Below are 15224 nucleotides of genomic sequence, written 5' to 3' on the forward strand. Positions count from 1 at the left end.
CGGTCTTGCCTCGGCCTGTTCGATGAACTGCGCATCGCGCAGTTCATCGACCCCGGGTCCAGCGCTTGCGCTGGTCCGGGTCCAGGGGTGGACAACCCCTGGTCGGGGTCCGGGGTGAAACCCCGGCGCTACGCTACTGCGCGCGGCGCGTGACGTAGAAGAAATCGCGCGGGGAGGGATCCTTCACGTAATCGTGCGTGCGGTAGTCGACGTGCGGCACGAGGGACGAGGCGACGCGACGCTCTGCGGCGGGCGGGTGATCGAAGAGCAGGAAGCGCGGGTAGGCGTAGTTCACGTCGAGTTGCGCTGCGTCGCGCGCTCCGGCGGCCTTCATCGCGCGCGCCAGCGATTGCGCTGTGACGGCCTCGCCGAGCGCGTAGAAGAGCGTGCGCCCTGCGGCGTCGATGCCGATCGCGGAGCGTCGGATCACGGTCTCGCCGCTGACCGTCGCACCCCAGTTCTTGTTGTACTCGGTGAGCTTCGTGTTGAGCTCGCCGCCCTCGACGAGACACGCGGGGGTTTGCCGGTACGCTGCCATCTGGGACTCCGTCGGCGCGAGCGCCGGCCACGTCCCGATGCGGATCGCGCCGTCGCGGTAGAGGCCCACGGTGCAGGCGATGTCGCGCGGGGGCAGGAAGGTCTTGCCCTCGATCATCATCCCGTACTGCCCGTGCAGCGCCTTGAAGCCTCCGTTGAAGGCTGCGATCAGCGCCGCGTGCTCCGTTCCCGGGACGAGACCGGGGCGCTCGGAGAGCGGCACGTTTTGCGACACGGGCTCGGTCGTGCCGGCGACGAGGCGGATTGCGACGCGCTGGAGATCCATGGCCACGACGGCCACCGCGGCGAAGCCTCGCTTCGGATCCGGGTGGACCACGGCCTTGACCATCACGGGCGGCTCGCCTTCGCGGCTGCCCTCCTGCATCACGAGCCACGTCCCGTCGCCCGCTGCTGCGACGTTCGTGAAGGGCGCCTCGAAGCGCGGCGGGGGAAAGCTCGGGGCCTCGGGCGCGGAGGCGTCGGCCACGTCGACCTTCGCGGGCACGACCTCCGGCGCGGGGGCGGCGGACAGGGCGGCCGAGGCTGAGGCCGGGGCCTCCCAGAACGTCGTGGGGGCCTCGTCGCCGTGGCGCCAGACGTTGACGCGGTCGGCGAGACCGTAGGCCGTGTCCTCGATCCATGCGACCACGGAGGGGCCGAGCACCGCGCGCACGCCGTCGGCGAGCGCGGGGCCGAAGCCTGGGACGTTGTGGATCGCCCACCACGTCGCGCCCCCTGCGACGAACGTGACGCCGAGGCCGATGGCCGCGCGCCGTCGCCAGCGCCGCGGCTTCTTCTTCTTGTCTGTCTCGGGGCCGGTCACGGGGCCGGGAGGGTACCCCAGGACGACCCGGGGACCCAAGCAGAGGCGTGTGTGCGGAGCTTCAAACGACCTGGCCGTGGGCCATCGTTTTCGGGCCGTCCTTGAACAGGATCTCGACCTTGCCGCGATCGATCACGCGGGCGACGACGCCGTCGCCGAACTTCGGGTGACGGACGAGCTCGCCTGGGCCGAGCGTGAGCGTGACGCGGTAGGGCTTGAAGGCGCCCATGGGCTGGCCGGCGATCGCGTGCTCCCACTGGATCGTCTGGTCACGCTCGCGTTGCGCGGCGGCGCTCGCGCGAGCGCCTCCGGTCTTGCGTTCCTCGCCGCCCTCGCGCTTCGTGGCGGAGGCGGCCTTCGTCTTCGGCGCCAGCGGCGCGAGCTTCTCGCTCTTCGGGCGGCGGTAGAGGTGATGGGAGCCGCACGTCTTGCACTCGACCTTCTTCACCTCGTCGCCGACCATGGCGATGATGCGGTGAGTCAGGTCAAGCTTGCATTTCGTGCAATAAGAATCGATCTCGCCACCGGTCTTCGGCTTCTTCGTGATCACGTACCCTCGCGTCTTCTGCGCTCGCGCCGCGTCTCTTTTCCTCGGTCCTTGACCGTCACCTGCGCGGAGACGGACGGCTTCGGCAGACCCTTCTGGCCTTCCGCTGCCGCTGGCTCGCCCTCCTCCGACTCCTCGCCGTCCGTCTCATCGGCTGCAGGTTTCTCGGCGGGACGCGCGTCGTTCGGGACGAAGCGGATCTCCGTCTTGATCTCGAACGAGAGCTTCGTGAGCACCTTCGTCAGCTCGTCGGCGAACTGCGTGTGCTCGAGGACGTCGCGAATCTCCTTCGCGACGACGCGGTACAGCCCGGTCTTGGTGTCGTCGATCTGCTGGTAGAGGTAGTTCAACACCTCCTTCGGCAGCTTCATGTCCCCCACGAAATGCCGAAGGGTGTCGGGGCCTTCGCTCAGCTTCCCGACGCCGGTCTCGACGGCGCGCTCGACGGCGCGCTTGAGCAGCTCTGGAATGGCACGGTCGAACGTGCGCCGCCGCTCCGTCTCCGGCTTCTCCCCCTCGGGCGGCTCTTCACGGCTCGGAAGATCGTCGATGTCGCCCATCCGCCGGCTCACTAGTCAGGAAGGGGGCCTTCGTCAATCGGACATCGACACCCGGAGCGCCCAAACCTCGGCGACGACCTTTCCCTTTCCGCGCCGGGCGGCAAGCTCCACCGCCAGGGTATCGTCTTCCAGCGGACAGAACGGCCGGTCGGGCTGGACGATAGGCCACCGATCCTCGCCGTGATCCGCGGCGATCGAGGCGCCTCGGCTCGATCGGACCACGACGTCGAGATCCGACACCGTGGGCTCGGCGATCGCAAAGATTCGATAACACTCGCCTTTTTTAGCTTCGAGCGGGAACGGGACCGGCGCGCCCCCCTCGGCGACCTCCGCCTCGACCGGCTCCTTCGTGAGCCGTCGCATCCCGTTTTCCGGACCACACAACATGGTCAGGCGCGTGAGGTCTTTCCGCAGATCGCCTTCCAGACGAAAGTTACCGTAACAGCGAATCCATGGGCCGCCCACGCGAACGGGCGAGGCGAGCGGGTCCTCGTGCGCGGCCGGGCCTGCTTCGGCCACGCCGCCGTCGGCATCGGCCGGGGCCTCGCCGAGCATCGAGGGCGGGAGCTTGGGCAAGGGCGGGGTCGGGGGCGGGGAGTCGGGGGCGGAGGCGGCGCCGCCGGCTTGCTCCCAGGGGCGCGGGCGGTCGCGGCAGCCGGCGAGCAGGGCGAGGCTTGCGAGCGCGGCCAGGACGAGGTGCGCGCGGGCACGTGGTGGGTTTGGCCGGCCAAGGTTCTGCGCTAGAGTCCCGGGCCGATGAACATCTTCGCCGAACGCCGCAAGCAATTGCTCGAGCGACTTCCGGGCGTGCTCGTCCTTCCGGCGGCGCCGGAGCTCATCCGCAACAACAGCGTCCACCACGAGTACCGCCAGGACTCCGACTTCCACTACCTCACGGGCTTCGGTGAGCCCGACGCCGTGCTCCTTCTGGCCCCGAAGCACCCGGAGCACAAGATGGTTCTGTTCGTCCGCAAGCGGGATCCGGAGCGGGAGAAGTACGACGGGGCCCGCGCGGGCGTGGAGGGCGCGAAGGCAGAGTACGGCGCGGACGCCGCGTTCACCATCGACGAGCTCGACGACAAGCTCATCGACTACCTGCAGGGCAACCACAGGCTCTACTACAAGCTCGGCTCGAACCGAGCGCTCGACGAGCGCGTGCTCCGCGCGCGGGAGCTCCTCCGGCTGAAGGGGACGCGGACCAAGAAGACGTGGCCGACGGAGATCGTGGAGCCGGGCGACGTGCTGCACGAGATGCGCGCGGTGAAGTCGGAGGTGGAGCTCGGCTTCATGCGCCGCGCCGCGGCGATCACGCGCGAGGCGCACCTCGGGGCGATGCGGCTCGCGGCGCCGGGTCGCTACGAGTACGAGGTCGAGGCGCACATCCGCGAGGTCTTTCGGAGGAACGGCGCCGAACGCACGGCGTACACGCCCATCGTGGGAGCAGGGCCGAACGCGACGATCCTGCACTACCACGCGAACCGGAAGAAGCTCGAAGGCGGAGAGCTCCTGCTCATCGATGCAGGCTGCGAGTACGAGTACTACGCGTCCGACGTGACGCGGACGTTCCCCGTGAACGGGACGTTCTCGCCGGTGCAGCGGCGGCTCTACGAGATCGTGCTCGCCGCGCAGATGGCGGCGATCGAGGCCGTGAAGCCGGGCGTGACGGTGGACGCGCTGCACGACATCACGGTGCGAACGCTGGTCGAGGGGTTCGTCCGCGAGGGGCTGCTCTCGGGCGACGTGAACGAGATCATCGAGAAAGAGACGTACAAGCGGCTCTACCCGCACCGCACGAGCCACTGGCTCGGCATGGATGTGCACGACGTGGGGCACTACTACCGCGAGGGCGAGGCGAGGCCGCTCGAGCCGGGGATGGTGTTCACGATCGAGCCGGGGATCTACGTGGCGCCGGATGACGAGAAGGCGCCGGCGGAATACCGCGGGATCGGCATCCGCATCGAGGACGACATCCTGGTCACGGCCACGGGCTACGAGAACCTGACGGCCGACATCCCGAAGGCGCCGGACGAGGTCGAGCGCGCCTGCCGAGACGCTTGAAGCAAACAAGGAAGGGCCGCGCGGCGGGATCGGCGTCGCGCGAGGCGACGCTCGCCGCCCTGCTCAAGGGTTGGTTCCGGAAGAGCGCGCGGGATCTGCCGTGGCGCAGAACGCGGGATCCGTACGCGATCTGGCTGTCCGAGGTGATGCTGCAGCAGACGCGCGTGGAGACGGTGATCCCGTACTACGAGCGGTTCTTGCAGCGGTTTCCGGACGTTCGCGCGCTCGCGTCCGCCGAGCTCGACGAGGTGCTCTCGCTCTGGAGCGGGCTCGGCTACTACCGTCGCGCGCGAGAGCTTCATCGCTGCGCGCAAGAGGTCGCTTCGATACATGGCGGCGTGTTCCCCGCGGAGGCCGAGGAGCTGCGCAAGCTCCGCGGGATCGGCCCGTACACCGCGGGAGCGGTGTCGAGCATCGCGTTCGATCGTCCCGCGGCGCTCGTGGACGGCAACGTCGCGCGGGTGCTCGCGCGCCTCGAGGTGATCGAGGATGACGTGAAGAGCACCGCGGGCCTGAAGCGGATCTGGAGCGTCGCGGAGAAGCTCGTTCCCCAGGAGGAGCCCGGCGCGTGGAACCAGGCGCTGATGGAGCTCGGCGCGACGATCTGCACGCCGCAAAACCCTGCATGCCTCATCTGCCCGGTGCGCGACGCGTGCGCGGCGCGGGCGCAGGGCAGGGAACGCGAGCTGCCGATCGTGGGCGAGAAGAAGGCGTCGCCGCGCGTGGCGATGGTCGCGGTCGTGGTGGAGCACGAGGGGCGCTTTCTGTTCGCGCGGCGCAAAGACGGAGGGCTGTTCGGCGGGCTGTGGGAGCCGCCGATGGTCGAGGCGCGATCGGCCGAGGATGCGAAGAGCTCGCTCCGCGGCGCGGGTGTCGCGGCGGAGGCGAAGCTCACGGAGGTGGGGCGCGTCGAGCACGTGCTCACACATCGAGAGCTCGACGTGCTCGTGCTCCGCGCGCGCGCGGATCGGCCCTGGCCGCTCGAAACGCCGACGACGGCGCCCTACGAGCGGCTCGCGTGGCTCGAGCGAAGCGCCGAGGGCGTCGGCGTCTCCACGCTGGCGCGCAAGATCCTCGCGGCGGCGAAGCCCGAGAAGAAGGGCGCCGCGCGCAAGAAGAAGGCCCGCGCGTAGCGCCCTCGGCTCACTCCGTGGGGCCTGCGCGCTTGCGCGAGGCGGGCTTGCTCCGCTCGCGCATTGCGTCCTCCATCGTTCCGCGCTCTTCCTCCGAAAAGTACACGTCCTCGGCTTCGGCGCCGATCTCCTCGACGAGGAACGGCGTCTCGAGATCCTGCCCCTCGTCCGACAGGATGACGTCGCTCATGTCGCGGCCACGCGTCGCGCCTTCGAGGAACTCGGCCCCGAGATCGCCGGCGAGATCCGCGGCCGCGTCGGCGTTGTCGGGATCGAAGGAAAAACCCTCGCTCACCTGATCGTTCGGGTGATGGCGGAAGACACGATCGCTGTCGTCGAGCGTGTGCACGGGCTCGTCCATCGCGTCCGCCGGGTGCACCTTTCCGGGCAGAGGCGGCGCGGCGAACTCGTCGAGATCTTCGAGCACGGGCCGCGGGGCCCTCTCCTCGAACGACATCCCCGGGCGCCGCGCGTGGGTGTCGCCGTGGCGGCGATGTTCGCTGCTGCGTACGCTCGATGCGGGGGGCGGAGCCTGGGTGGACGGGGCGGCCGCCCGCGCGTGTTTCGCCCCGGTTCGGGCCGGCTTGAGGGGTTTGTTGCTGTTCACGCGCTACCCCGAATGCAAGAGTCGCGCGCGTGATTTGACGTGCGAAGAACGCACGTTACGCGGTAAGACCCAGGGGCCCCAGCATGCGCGAAAAACGCCCGCGGCCCCGCCGTTCGACGGCCCTCGTGACGACGTTCACCACGGGGTGCGTCCTCGCCTGCGCAGGGACCGCGATCGCCGCGGAAGACGCCCCCCGCGATCAGGGAGAGGACGCGGCCGAAGCGAGGCGCGCGCTCTACGAGGCCCTGTCAGCGCCGCCCAAGGGTTACGTGCGTACGCTCGCCGGCCTCTCGTTCGGCGGCGGGCTCCGCTTCAACAATCCGTATCGGCTCGCCACGCAGCTCGGCGCGTCGGCGGAGTCGCCGAGCGCGACGGCGCCCTTCACGACGCTCATGGGCGCGCTCGCGTTCGGGCCGCCCGATGGCTTGCAGCATGGAGGGATGCTCGGGGTCACGTTCGCATTGAGCGGCGTCGGGCAAACCGTGCTCACCCCTGGGTACGTCCTGATGTACCGCGGACCGGGTCGGCTGCTCGCGTATGGACGAGCCGGCCCGGAGATCCTGCTCTCGCCAGACATCAACATGGGGCTCACGGTCGCTGGCGGCGGCGCGTTCTTCGTGACGGGCGGGCTCGGGCTCGTGCTCGACGTGGCAGGCAGCCTGTTCTACGGCGCGAGCACGTGGGAGAAGAAATACCCGGCGTATCCCGTGCTGTCCGCGTCGCTCGGCCTGATCGTCGACGTGGAGTTCTTGCCATGACGCGGGCTCGCGCGATCGGCCGCGTGGAGATCGTGCGCCTCGCCGCGATGCTCGTCCTCGTCGTCGCCGCGCCGACCGTGGGCGACATCGGCAGCTGCGGCGAAGCCCCCGCGGATCTCGACGCCGCCGCGTTCTTCCGCGAGAAGGCCGCGGTCGACTGCGCGCGTTGCCAGGCGTGCGGTTTTTCCACGGCGGCGTGCGCGCGCGCCTGTGATCCCACGCAGCAACCTCAATCGTTCCCCGAGGGCTGCTACCCCATCGTGCACGACGGCGAGGTTTGTCTCCGCGCGCTCGAAGCGACCTCGTGCGACACGTATGCGAGCTTCGTGGCGGATCAGGGCTCGACGATCTCGACCGAGTGCAACTTCTGTCCGCCGGAGGCGAAGCCGTGACGAGATCGCGGCGCCTCGAAGCCCGATGGATCATCCTCGCAGCAGCGCTCGTCGCCCTCGCCTCGGGCTGCGCCGCGCTGCGCCCCGTCGCGACGTCGACGGCCGAGTACAGCGCGTTCCGCAAGACACGCGTCTCGCCGACGCTCGAAGGGCGCATCGTCGCGGCGGCGCGGTACCTCGCGCAGTACCCCGACGGCACGTTCGCGACGGAGGTGCGCGCGTTCTACACGATGGCCGAGCCGCTCTACTTCGAGGAGCACCGAGGCACCGCCGCGGGCCTTCACCTCTACCTCGCGGCGCTCCCGCGCGGACCGCACGCCGCCGAGGCGCGGCAAAGGCTCGATCGACTCGCCGAAAAGGGGCCGAGCACGGAGGGCGGCTTCGATCGGACCGTCATGGGCACGAACGATCGCCTCGCGAGGCTCGCCGGCAAGCGCGGCGCCGCCCGTGATCAGATCCTGACGTCGCTCCGCGCATGGCTCGATCCGGACGCCTTCGCGCGCCCTCTCGCCGAGGCGAAAGCGGAGCTCCTCGTCCCGTGGAGCCTCTCGCTCCCGTGGCCCCGGTGCGCGTGGAACGACGAGGCGCGCGGCGGAGAGATGCGCTGCGCAAAGCTTTTCGAGCTGCCGTACGAGGTCACGAAGGGGGAGGGCACGGAGGAGCGTCAAGCCACCGTCGAGGTCGTGGTCGTCGAGGACGCGCGCGGCAGGCCGCGCAGTGTCACGATCGGCGGGCCCGATCTCTTCGTGCGGCTCGAAGAGACGGTGGGCGGTCGGGCGATCGATCTCGGGGATCCGAGCGGACGAGCCGCGGGCGTCTCCCGCGCGACGGAGCTCGTGCGGCGCGAATTTTCCGCGCGGATCTCGGACGATCCCGCGTGCCGAAAGCGCACCCGCGCGCCGAGGGTCCTCGAGCTCGCCTGCGGCGGCATCCGCGTCGTCGTGGAGGCGGCCCTCGACAGCACCGAGGACGATCGCATCGTCATCGCACCGACGCTCTCCGACTGAACCCGAGGCGCGATTCCGGCAGAGCGCGCGTCTCCCCGGAAACGAGCCTCGTATGCTACTCCTTGCGGGAGTGGAGATCGGCCGCGTCCTCGCCGAGCGTTACGCGCTGGTCCGCCCCCTCGCGGAGGGAGCGATGGCCACGGTGTGGGTCGCGGAGGATCGCGTCTCCGGAGGCGAGGTCGCGATCAAGGCGATCTCGCTCGACGCGGCCGGATGGCGCACGGAGGTGCGCGATCGCTTCATGAAAGAGGCGCGCCTGCTCGCGCTCGCCCAGCATGAGCACCTCGTCGGCGTGCGTGACGTGGGCGAGACCGAGGACGGCTTCCTCTACCTCGTCCTCGATCTGCTCGACGGAGAGACGCTCGCCGATCGCATCGCCCATGATCCGCCGCTCGACTGGAAAGAAGCCGGCTCGATCTCGCTCGCGATCACGCGTGGCGTCGCGGCCTTGCATCGCGCGGGGATCGTCCATCGTGATCTCAAGCCCGCCAACATCGTCCTGCATCGCGCGGACGGCGGCACGGTGCCGAAGATCATCGATCTCGGCATCAGCAAGGTGCGCGCGGCGGCGGCGGATCCCGAGCTCTGCGCGACGCTGACGGCGACGGGGCAGGTGCTCGGCACGCCGCAGTACATGAGCTACGAGCAGGCGCTCGGGGATCCGGACGTGGACGCGCGCAGCGACGTGTGGGCGCTCGGCGTGATCCTCTACGAGATGCTCGGGCGCAGGCGCCCGTTCGAGGCGCCGAACGCGAACGCGGTGCTCGCCGCGATCCGCCGCAAGGACGCGCCCGCGCTCGCCGAGGTCGCGCGTGATGTGCCCGGCGCGCTCGCGAAGCTCGTCGATCGTTGCCTTCTCACCGATCGCGCCGAGCGCTTCAAGGACGCCGGCGAGATGGCCGAAGCCCTGCAAACCGCGCTCTGCTCGGCCGCGGCGGACCCGACGCCCGCCGAGCCGCCGCCCCCCGAGACGAAAAAACCCGCAAGCGCGGCGGCCCCGAAGCCTTCTCCCGCGCCCATCTCCGCGTCGATCGCGGAGACGCCTACGCCGCAGCGATCCCGCGCCGTCACCGGCATCGTCCTCATGGCCGGCGTGGCCCTCCTTGGCGGGACGATCGCCACGTTCTTGACGCGAGATCCCGCCCCGACCCCTCAGGTCGCCCCCACGAAGGCGACGAGCGCCGCCGCGCCGACCCCGGAAGAGCCCGATCATCGAACGAAGTCCGCGTCGAGCCCCACGCAAACCCCGGTCGCCACGTCTCCCGCGGCGGACGTGCGCCCGGTGGTGCAAGCAACGAGCGCGGCGGCCTCTTCAGCCTCGGTTCCTTCCACGCGGCCAGCGGTCACGACGACGCGGGGCGGCACCAAGCCCCTCACGCAAGTGAACGAGGCTGGTTTCTAGAGTACGCGGCGCCCGTTCATGATACCCCTCCGGGTTGACCGTGAGCGACACCGCTTCCCCTAAGCTTCCCGCGACCGAAATCGCGCCCCGCCAGGCCAAACTGGGCGGCGGCGTCGCGCGCCTCGTCGTCACCCAGGGACCGGGTGCCGGCAAGACGCTCCTCGTCACCCGCGCCCGCGCCACCGTGGGCCGGCACCAGACGAACGACCTCGTCATCCCCGATCCGCGCATCTCCGCGACGCACCTCGAGCTCGAACGCAGGCCCGAGGGACGCGTGCTCGTGCGGGATCTCGGCACGACGAACGGCACATGGCTCGGCCCGCACCGCCTCAACGAGGCCGAGCTCGGCCCGGGCGCGCTGCTCAAGATCGGCGACTCGCTCGTCCGCGTCGAGGTCGACGATCGCGCCGAGCCCGAGCGCGGCAGCGAAGGTGGCCGCTTCGGCGGGCTCATCGGCGTCTCGGCCGAGATGCGCGAGCTCTTCGCGACCCTCGAGCGCGTGGCGCCGAGCCAGCTCACCGTGCTCGCGCAAGGCGAGACCGGCACGGGCAAGGAGGAGCTCGCGCGCGCGATCCACAAGCACTCGCCGCGGCGTGATGGCCCGTTCGTGGTGCTCGACGCGGCCACGATCCCGCCGACGCTCGCCGAGAGCGTGCTCTTCGGCCACGAGCGCGGCGCGTTCACCGGCGCCGACGCGCGGCACATCGGCACGTTCGAGCGCGCGCACGGCGGCACGCTCTTCATCGACGAGATCGGCGAGCTGCCGATGGACCTGCAGCCGAAGCTCTTGCGTGTCCTCGAGAGCCGCACGTTCTCCCGCGTGGGTGGGCACGAGATCATCCCGGTCGACTTCCGGCTGATCGCCGCGACGCACCGCGATCTGCGCGCCGAGATCGAGGCGCACCGCTTCCGCGAGGACCTCTACTTCCGCCTCGCCGAGGCGCGCGTCTTCTTGCCGCCGCTCCGCGCGCGCCCGGCGGACATCCCGCTGCTCGCGCGTCACTTCCTCGAGGAGCTCTCCACGTCGGAGCGCCCGCTCTCGATCACGGAGGAGGCGCTGCGGAGCCTCACGCTGCGCAAGTGGCCGGGCAACGTGCGCGAGCTGCGCAACGTGATCGCGCGCGCGGCGGCGCTCTGCCAGGACGGCACGATCACGGAGAACGATCTCGCGGGCGAGGGTTTCGGTTTCCGCGGGAGCGAGGCCGAGCGCGAGCCGCTCGATCTCCAAGGAACGTTCGCCGAAGCCAAGTCCCGCGCGATCGATCGTTTCGAGCGCGCCTACCTCGACGCCCTCGTCCGTCGCTGCGGCGGCAACCTCTCGAAGGCCTCGCGCCAGGCCGATGTCGCGCGCAACCACCTGCGCGCGCTGCTGAAGAAGCGCGGGTTGTACGATCCCGGCGATACGTGATTGTCACGCACGGCGTGGCGCCGGGGTTTCACCCCGGACCCGACCAGGGGCTGTTCGCCCCTGGACCTGAACCAGGGCAAGCCCTGGACCGTTGATGCATCGACCGCGGTGCGGTCGATGCACGACGGAGGGTTAGATGGTGAGGATTTCCGTGTGCTCACCCCAGGCGGCGCGCAGCACGTCGCCGATCTCGCCTACGGTCGCGCCTGCCTTCACCGCCGCGAGGATCGGCGGCAAGAGGTTGTCGGTCCCGCGTGCCGCGCGATCGATCACGGCGAGCGCCTCGCTCTTCTTCGGCCCCTCGTGCTCGGCACGCCACGCGCGCGTCCGCTCGGCCTGCTCGCGCTCGATGCGCGGATCGATCTTCATCACCGGCACGGGCGGGCTCTCCGAGGCGAACTCGTTCAGGCCCACGATGATCCGCTTCTTCTCCTCGATCTCGAGCTGGTAGCGATACGCCGCCGCCTGGATCTCGCGCTGCACGTAGCCCTGCTCGATCGCCGCGACCATCCCGCCGAGCTCGTCGACCCGCCGGATGTACTCGCGCGCCGCCTGTTCGAGCCGCGTCGTCAGCGCCTCGACCACGTAGCTGCCGCCGAGCGGATCCACGAAATCCGTCACGCCCGACTCGTAGCCGATCACCTGCTGCGTCCGGAGCGCCAGCGTCGCCGCCTCTGCCGTCGGTAGACCGAGCGCCTCGTCGAAGCCGTTGGTGTGCAAACTTTGGCAACCGCCGAGCACCGCGGCGAGCGCCTGCATCGCCACGCGCACCACGTTGACCATCGGCTGCTGCGCGAGCAGCGTCATGCCCGCCGTCTGGCAGTGGAACTTGAGCGCCCGCGCCCGGTCCGTCTTCGCGCCGAACCGCTCCTGCATGATCGACGACCAGAGCCTGCGCGCCGCCCGGAACTTCGCGATCTCCTCGAGCACGTTGTTGTGCCCGTTGAAGAAGAACGAGAGCTGCCCGCCGAAGTCGTCCACGTCGAGCCCGGCCTCGACGGCGGCTTTTACGTACGCGATCCCGTCGGCCAGCGTGAACGCGAGCTCCTGCGCCGCGTCGCAGCCCGCCTCGCGCATGTGGTAGCCGCTGATCGAGATCGTGTTCCAGTGCGGCACGTCCTTCGAGCAGAACGCGAAGATGTCGCTGATGAGCCGGATCGAAGGCCGCGGCGGGTAGATGTACGTCCCGCGCGCCACGTACTCCTTCAAGATGTCGTTCTGGATCGTGCCGCGAAGTTTGTCCCTCGGGACCCCGGCCTCGTCCGCGACCGCGATGTAGAGCGAGAGCAGGGTCGCCGCCGTCGCGTTGATCGTCATCGACGTGGAGATCGTGTCGAGCGGAAGCCCCGCGAGCAGCCGCCGCATGTCGCCGAGCGAGTCGATCGCCACGCCCACGCGCCCCACCTCGCCGGCCGCGAGCGCGTGATCCGAGTCGCGCCCCATCTGCGTCGGCAGATCGAACGCGACCGAGAGCCCGGTTTGTCCCTGCGAGAGCAGGTAGTGGTAACGCGCGTTCGACTCCTCCGCGGTGCCGAAGCCAGCGTACTGCCGCATCGTCCAGAGGCGCCCGCGGTACATGTTCGGCTGCACGCCGCGCGTGAACGGCGGCATCCCCGGGAAGCCGAGATCACGCGCGGGCTCGAAGCCGAGGCGCTCGAGCGTCTCCTCGTCGTAGAGATCGTCCGCGCCTTCGCCAACCGATCCGGGCGGCCCCGAGAGCAGCGGCGCGCGTGGCCTCGCCGCCTTGCGCGCCTTCGCGAGCCGCTTCTCGAACTCTTCCTTCGCCTGGCCTTCCGCTCGGTCGTCGCTCTTCATGGTTCGTCGTCCTCGACGTTCAACCTCGCGCCGACAAGAGCCGCGCGAGCGCCTCGCCCACGGCGCGGGCGAGCTCGTCCATCCTGCGCGTGCCGGTGAGCGTGTCGCCGAGATCGTCGACCATGAGCACCGCCGCCGGCCGCCCCGCGACGCGCACCGCCACGACGGCCACGTCCGAGCTCGCGCGCTCCATCACCGCGAGCAGCCCCGCGTGCGCCTCCGTCTCGGGCACGGGCCCGAGGTAGATCGACGTCGCCGTCGCCGTCGCGAACACGCTCGGCACGTCGTGCGGGATCGAGAGCGCTCGCAGCGCCTCTTCGTCCCCGAAGTCCTCGTTGCACGTCCATCCGTGGAACCCGTCGCGCTTGACCGCGAAGAGCGCCACGCGTCGCGCGAAGAGCGCCGCGCCTCCGAGCGCGAGCGAGACGATCTCGTCGCGCGTCGCGGCGCGCGCGAGCGCCCCGAGGATCGCGCTCGGATCCGGGAAGGGCAGGGGAGGCGGACCGACGAACGTCTGGCGTTGCGGCTCCTCCTCGGAGTCCGGGGCGAGCGTCGGCGCAGGCGCGGTCACCTGGCCTTTCGCGGGCATCGGAAGCGACATCGCGGGCGGCGGCACCGACACACCACCACCACGACGCGCCGACGGCGCGGGCGCGAACGAGTTCGGCCCTGCAAGCGGCTCCGCGATCGGGGCCCCGAGCGCGGGCGCGAGCGCATGCGAGACGGGCGCGTCGTGCGTCGTCCACATCGCCGCCGCTCGCTCGGCCTTCTCCGCGCTCGCCGCGTCGCCCACGACGCGCGGCGCCGTGCCTCCGTCGCTCGACGGCGAACGCGAGAACACCGATGGATCGAGGGTCGGACGCGTCGCGCCGCGCCACGCCGTGAGCTCGGGAGGCGCCACGGCGAGCGGCGAGGGAACCGACGCCGGGCCCGGCGGCGGCGTCGAGGGAAACGACACGCGCGGCGGATCGTCTCCGCTCGCCGGAGCTGCTGCCGCGGCCTTCGTCGCGGGCAACGCGGAACGAACGGGCCGCTCGAGCGGCGCCGCTCCACGCAACGTCCCCGGCGCGCCGCGCCGCGTGGGCGGCGTGGCTGCGTTCGTCGGATCTGCGTCACCGCCCTCCGGCACGCGTTTCACGAGCGGGATCGGCGTGCTGATCGTGGGCGGCGGCGGGATCGACGACTGCGGCGCGCCGAAAGGCGAGGGCGGCGTGATGCGGCGACCTCGTGGCTTCTTCGGAGCCTCGGGTTGCGCGGCGGTGAGCTCGATCCGCCGGATCGCCTCTTCCACGGCGCCGATCGGCGCGCGCAGCACGCGCACCGGCGCGCCGAGGTGGAACGACATCTCCGCCTCGATGTGCGTGTCGAGCGGATCGGCCGCGGCCACGTCCACGGTCCCCGTGAACGGATCGAGCCGCGTCGGCAGCGCGCAGAGCCTCCGGCACAACGCGCGCGGCAACTTCGCCACGAGGTCCGGCGCGCCTTGCACGTGGCGAAGCCCGGGACCTGCGTACCGCGCGATCTCCTCGTCGAGCTCGGCCTCCGTGATCGCTCCGCGATCCACGAGCGCGCGCGTGAAGGGAATTCCCCGCACGACCGACAGGAGCAGCGCCGCCTGCACCTTCTCCCGCGTCACCAGATTCGCCGCGATCAGGCGTCGCCCCAACTCCACGGACACGGCGCGAACGATATCACTCTTTATGTTGGCGAGGGGGTCCTCACCGCGACGCTGGAAACTGGAAGACGACCTCGGTCTGTCGCACGAGCCCGAGGTTGTCCCGCGCGATGCGCTCGACCGCCGTCGGATCGTCCCGCAGCCGCTCGACCCGCCCACGCAGCGCGTCGATCTCGCGGTGCATCTCCGCGCTCTCCTCTTCCACCTGCTCGAGCTCCCGTTCGAGCCCACGCAGACGCGGCAGACCCTCCGGGGAGAGGATCATCACCGGCACCCCGATGACCGCCACGATGAGGATTCCGACCGGCAGCACCCGCTCGATCGCCAAGGTGAGTCGACGCACGTCTTCCTCCCTGCCACGGCCGCGGGCGCCCGGTCAACTTTCCGGGCTCGCGTCCTTCGTAAAGATCCGTGCTTTTGCGTCGGTTGTTCTTCGCGAACGACCGGACCTTTGGCTAGCATACGCCCGCCCGCGGACGCCCTGGTCGGTTCGGCTGGACCG

General features: G+C 70.5%; 15 protein-coding genes. 7 read left to right on the plus strand and 8 right to left on the minus strand.

From position 1 onward, the window contains the following. Positions 1-133: 133 nt before the first annotated feature. The 4 genes from QHF83_RS23535 to QHF83_RS23550 all read right to left on the minus strand — a co-directional run bounded on the left by QHF83_RS23535 (position 134) and on the right by QHF83_RS23550 (position 3043). Complete coding sequence (locus tag QHF83_RS23535; RefSeq protein WP_282420159.1) at positions 134-1360, minus strand: phosphodiester glycosidase family protein; 1227 nt, start codon at positions 1358-1360, stop codon at positions 134-136. A gap of 61 nt (positions 1361-1421) precedes the next feature. After that, positions 1422-1910 (minus strand): hypothetical protein, encoded by a 489-nt coding sequence (locus QHF83_RS23540; RefSeq protein ID WP_282420160.1) that lies wholly within the window; start codon positions 1908-1910, stop codon positions 1422-1424. Then, positions 1907-2467 (minus strand): hypothetical protein, encoded by a 561-nt coding sequence (locus QHF83_RS23545; RefSeq protein WP_282420161.1) that lies wholly within the window; start codon positions 2465-2467, stop codon positions 1907-1909. Before QHF83_RS23545 ends, QHF83_RS23540 begins: the two co-directional genes overlap by 4 nt. Positions 2468-2500: 33 nt before the next feature. Continuing rightward, entirely contained in the window at positions 2501-3043 is a 543-nt protein-coding gene (locus tag QHF83_RS23550) for a hypothetical protein (protein WP_282420162.1), read from the minus strand. 180 nt (positions 3044-3223) lie between these two features. Between QHF83_RS23550 and QHF83_RS23555 the strand changes: the two genes are divergently transcribed. Continuing rightward, the gene (locus tag QHF83_RS23555) at positions 3224-4525 is read left to right on the plus strand and encodes an aminopeptidase P N-terminal domain-containing protein (protein WP_282420163.1); all 1302 of its coding nucleotides are present in this window, start codon (positions 3224-3226) and stop codon (positions 4523-4525) included. Beyond that, positions 4522-5658 carry an A/G-specific adenine glycosylase gene (mutY, locus tag QHF83_RS23560; protein WP_282420164.1) on the plus strand — a complete coding sequence of 379 codons (1137 nt, stop codon included), beginning with the start codon at positions 4522-4524 and terminating at the stop codon, positions 5656-5658. Before QHF83_RS23555 ends, mutY begins: the two co-directional genes overlap by 4 nt. Positions 5659-5668: 10 nt before the next feature. Here the strand turns inward: mutY and QHF83_RS23565 are convergent, their stop codons facing one another. Continuing rightward, on the minus strand, positions 5669-6115 hold the full coding sequence (locus QHF83_RS23565; protein ID WP_282420165.1) for a hypothetical protein: 447 nt from the start codon (positions 6113-6115) through the stop codon (positions 5669-5671). Positions 6116-6348: 233 nt separating this feature from the next. Here QHF83_RS23565 and QHF83_RS23570 point away from each other — a divergent pair, with 233 nt between their 5' ends. Genes QHF83_RS23570 through QHF83_RS23590 form a run of 5 tightly spaced genes read left to right on the plus strand, consistent with a single transcriptional unit; the run spans position 6349 to position 11232 of the window. Continuing rightward, positions 6349-7023: a hypothetical protein gene (locus QHF83_RS23570; protein ID WP_282420166.1), complete on the plus strand. Its 675-nt coding sequence runs from the start codon at positions 6349-6351 to the stop codon at positions 7021-7023. Then, positions 7020-7415: a hypothetical protein gene (locus QHF83_RS23575; protein WP_282420167.1), complete on the plus strand. Its 396-nt coding sequence runs from the start codon at positions 7020-7022 to the stop codon at positions 7413-7415. Before QHF83_RS23570 ends, QHF83_RS23575 begins: the two co-directional genes overlap by 4 nt. Further along, a complete protein-coding gene (locus QHF83_RS23580; protein WP_282420168.1) occupies positions 7412-8422 on the plus strand; it encodes a hypothetical protein in 1011 nt (336 codons plus the stop codon). The genes QHF83_RS23575 and QHF83_RS23580 overlap by 4 nt, the downstream gene beginning before the upstream one ends. Positions 8423-8474: 52 nt before the next feature. Further along, positions 8475-9824, plus strand: coding sequence for a serine/threonine-protein kinase (locus QHF83_RS23585; protein ID WP_282420169.1), 1350 nt, complete (start codon positions 8475-8477; stop codon positions 9822-9824). A 40-nt stretch (positions 9825-9864) separates the two neighbouring features. Beyond that, on the plus strand, positions 9865-11232 hold the full coding sequence (locus tag QHF83_RS23590) for a sigma 54-interacting transcriptional regulator (RefSeq protein ID WP_282420170.1): 1368 nt from the start codon (positions 9865-9867) through the stop codon (positions 11230-11232). Between the two features lie 132 nt (positions 11233-11364). Here QHF83_RS23590 and QHF83_RS23595 read toward each other — a convergent pair whose 3' ends face one another. The 3 genes from QHF83_RS23595 to QHF83_RS23605 are packed head-to-tail and all read right to left on the minus strand — an operon-like array spanning position 11365 to position 15065. After that, complete coding sequence (locus QHF83_RS23595; RefSeq protein ID WP_282420171.1) at positions 11365-13047, minus strand: methylmalonyl-CoA mutase family protein; 1683 nt, start codon at positions 13045-13047, stop codon at positions 11365-11367. A 19-nt stretch (positions 13048-13066) separates the two neighbouring features. Next, entirely contained in the window at positions 13067-14725 is a 1659-nt protein-coding gene (locus QHF83_RS23600; protein WP_282420172.1) for a hypothetical protein, read from the minus strand. Between the two features lie 40 nt (positions 14726-14765). Next, on the minus strand, positions 14766-15065 hold the full coding sequence (locus QHF83_RS23605) for a septum formation initiator family protein (RefSeq protein ID WP_272423016.1): 300 nt from the start codon (positions 15063-15065) through the stop codon (positions 14766-14768). Positions 15066-15224 lie beyond the last annotated feature (159 nt).

The sequence above is a fragment of the Polyangium sp. 15x6 genome (assembly GCF_029960785.1).
GTDB lineage: Bacteria > Myxococcota_A > Polyangia > Polyangiales > Polyangiaceae > Polyangium.

Excerpts from the sequence above, each read along its gene's own strand:
- QHF83_RS23545 (WP_282420161.1), bottom strand. The coding sequence starts at position 2,467 with ATGGGCGACATCGACGATCTTCCGAGCCGTGAAGAGCCGCCCGAGGGG.
- QHF83_RS23555 (WP_282420163.1), top strand. The coding sequence starts at position 3,224 with ATGAACATCTTCGCCGAACGCCGCAAGCAATTGCTCGAGCGACTTCCG.
- QHF83_RS23565 (WP_282420165.1), bottom strand. The coding sequence starts at position 6,115 with ATGTCGTTCGAGGAGAGGGCCCCGCGGCCCGTGCTCGAAGATCTCGAC.
- QHF83_RS23570 (WP_282420166.1), top strand. The coding sequence starts at position 6,349 with ATGCGCGAAAAACGCCCGCGGCCCCGCCGTTCGACGGCCCTCGTGACG.
- QHF83_RS23575 (WP_282420167.1), top strand. The coding sequence starts at position 7,020 with ATGACGCGGGCTCGCGCGATCGGCCGCGTGGAGATCGTGCGCCTCGCC.
- QHF83_RS23585 (WP_282420169.1), top strand. The coding sequence starts at position 8,475 with ATGCTACTCCTTGCGGGAGTGGAGATCGGCCGCGTCCTCGCCGAGCGT.
- QHF83_RS23595 (WP_282420171.1), bottom strand. The coding sequence starts at position 13,047 with ATGAAGAGCGACGACCGAGCGGAAGGCCAGGCGAAGGAAGAGTTCGAG.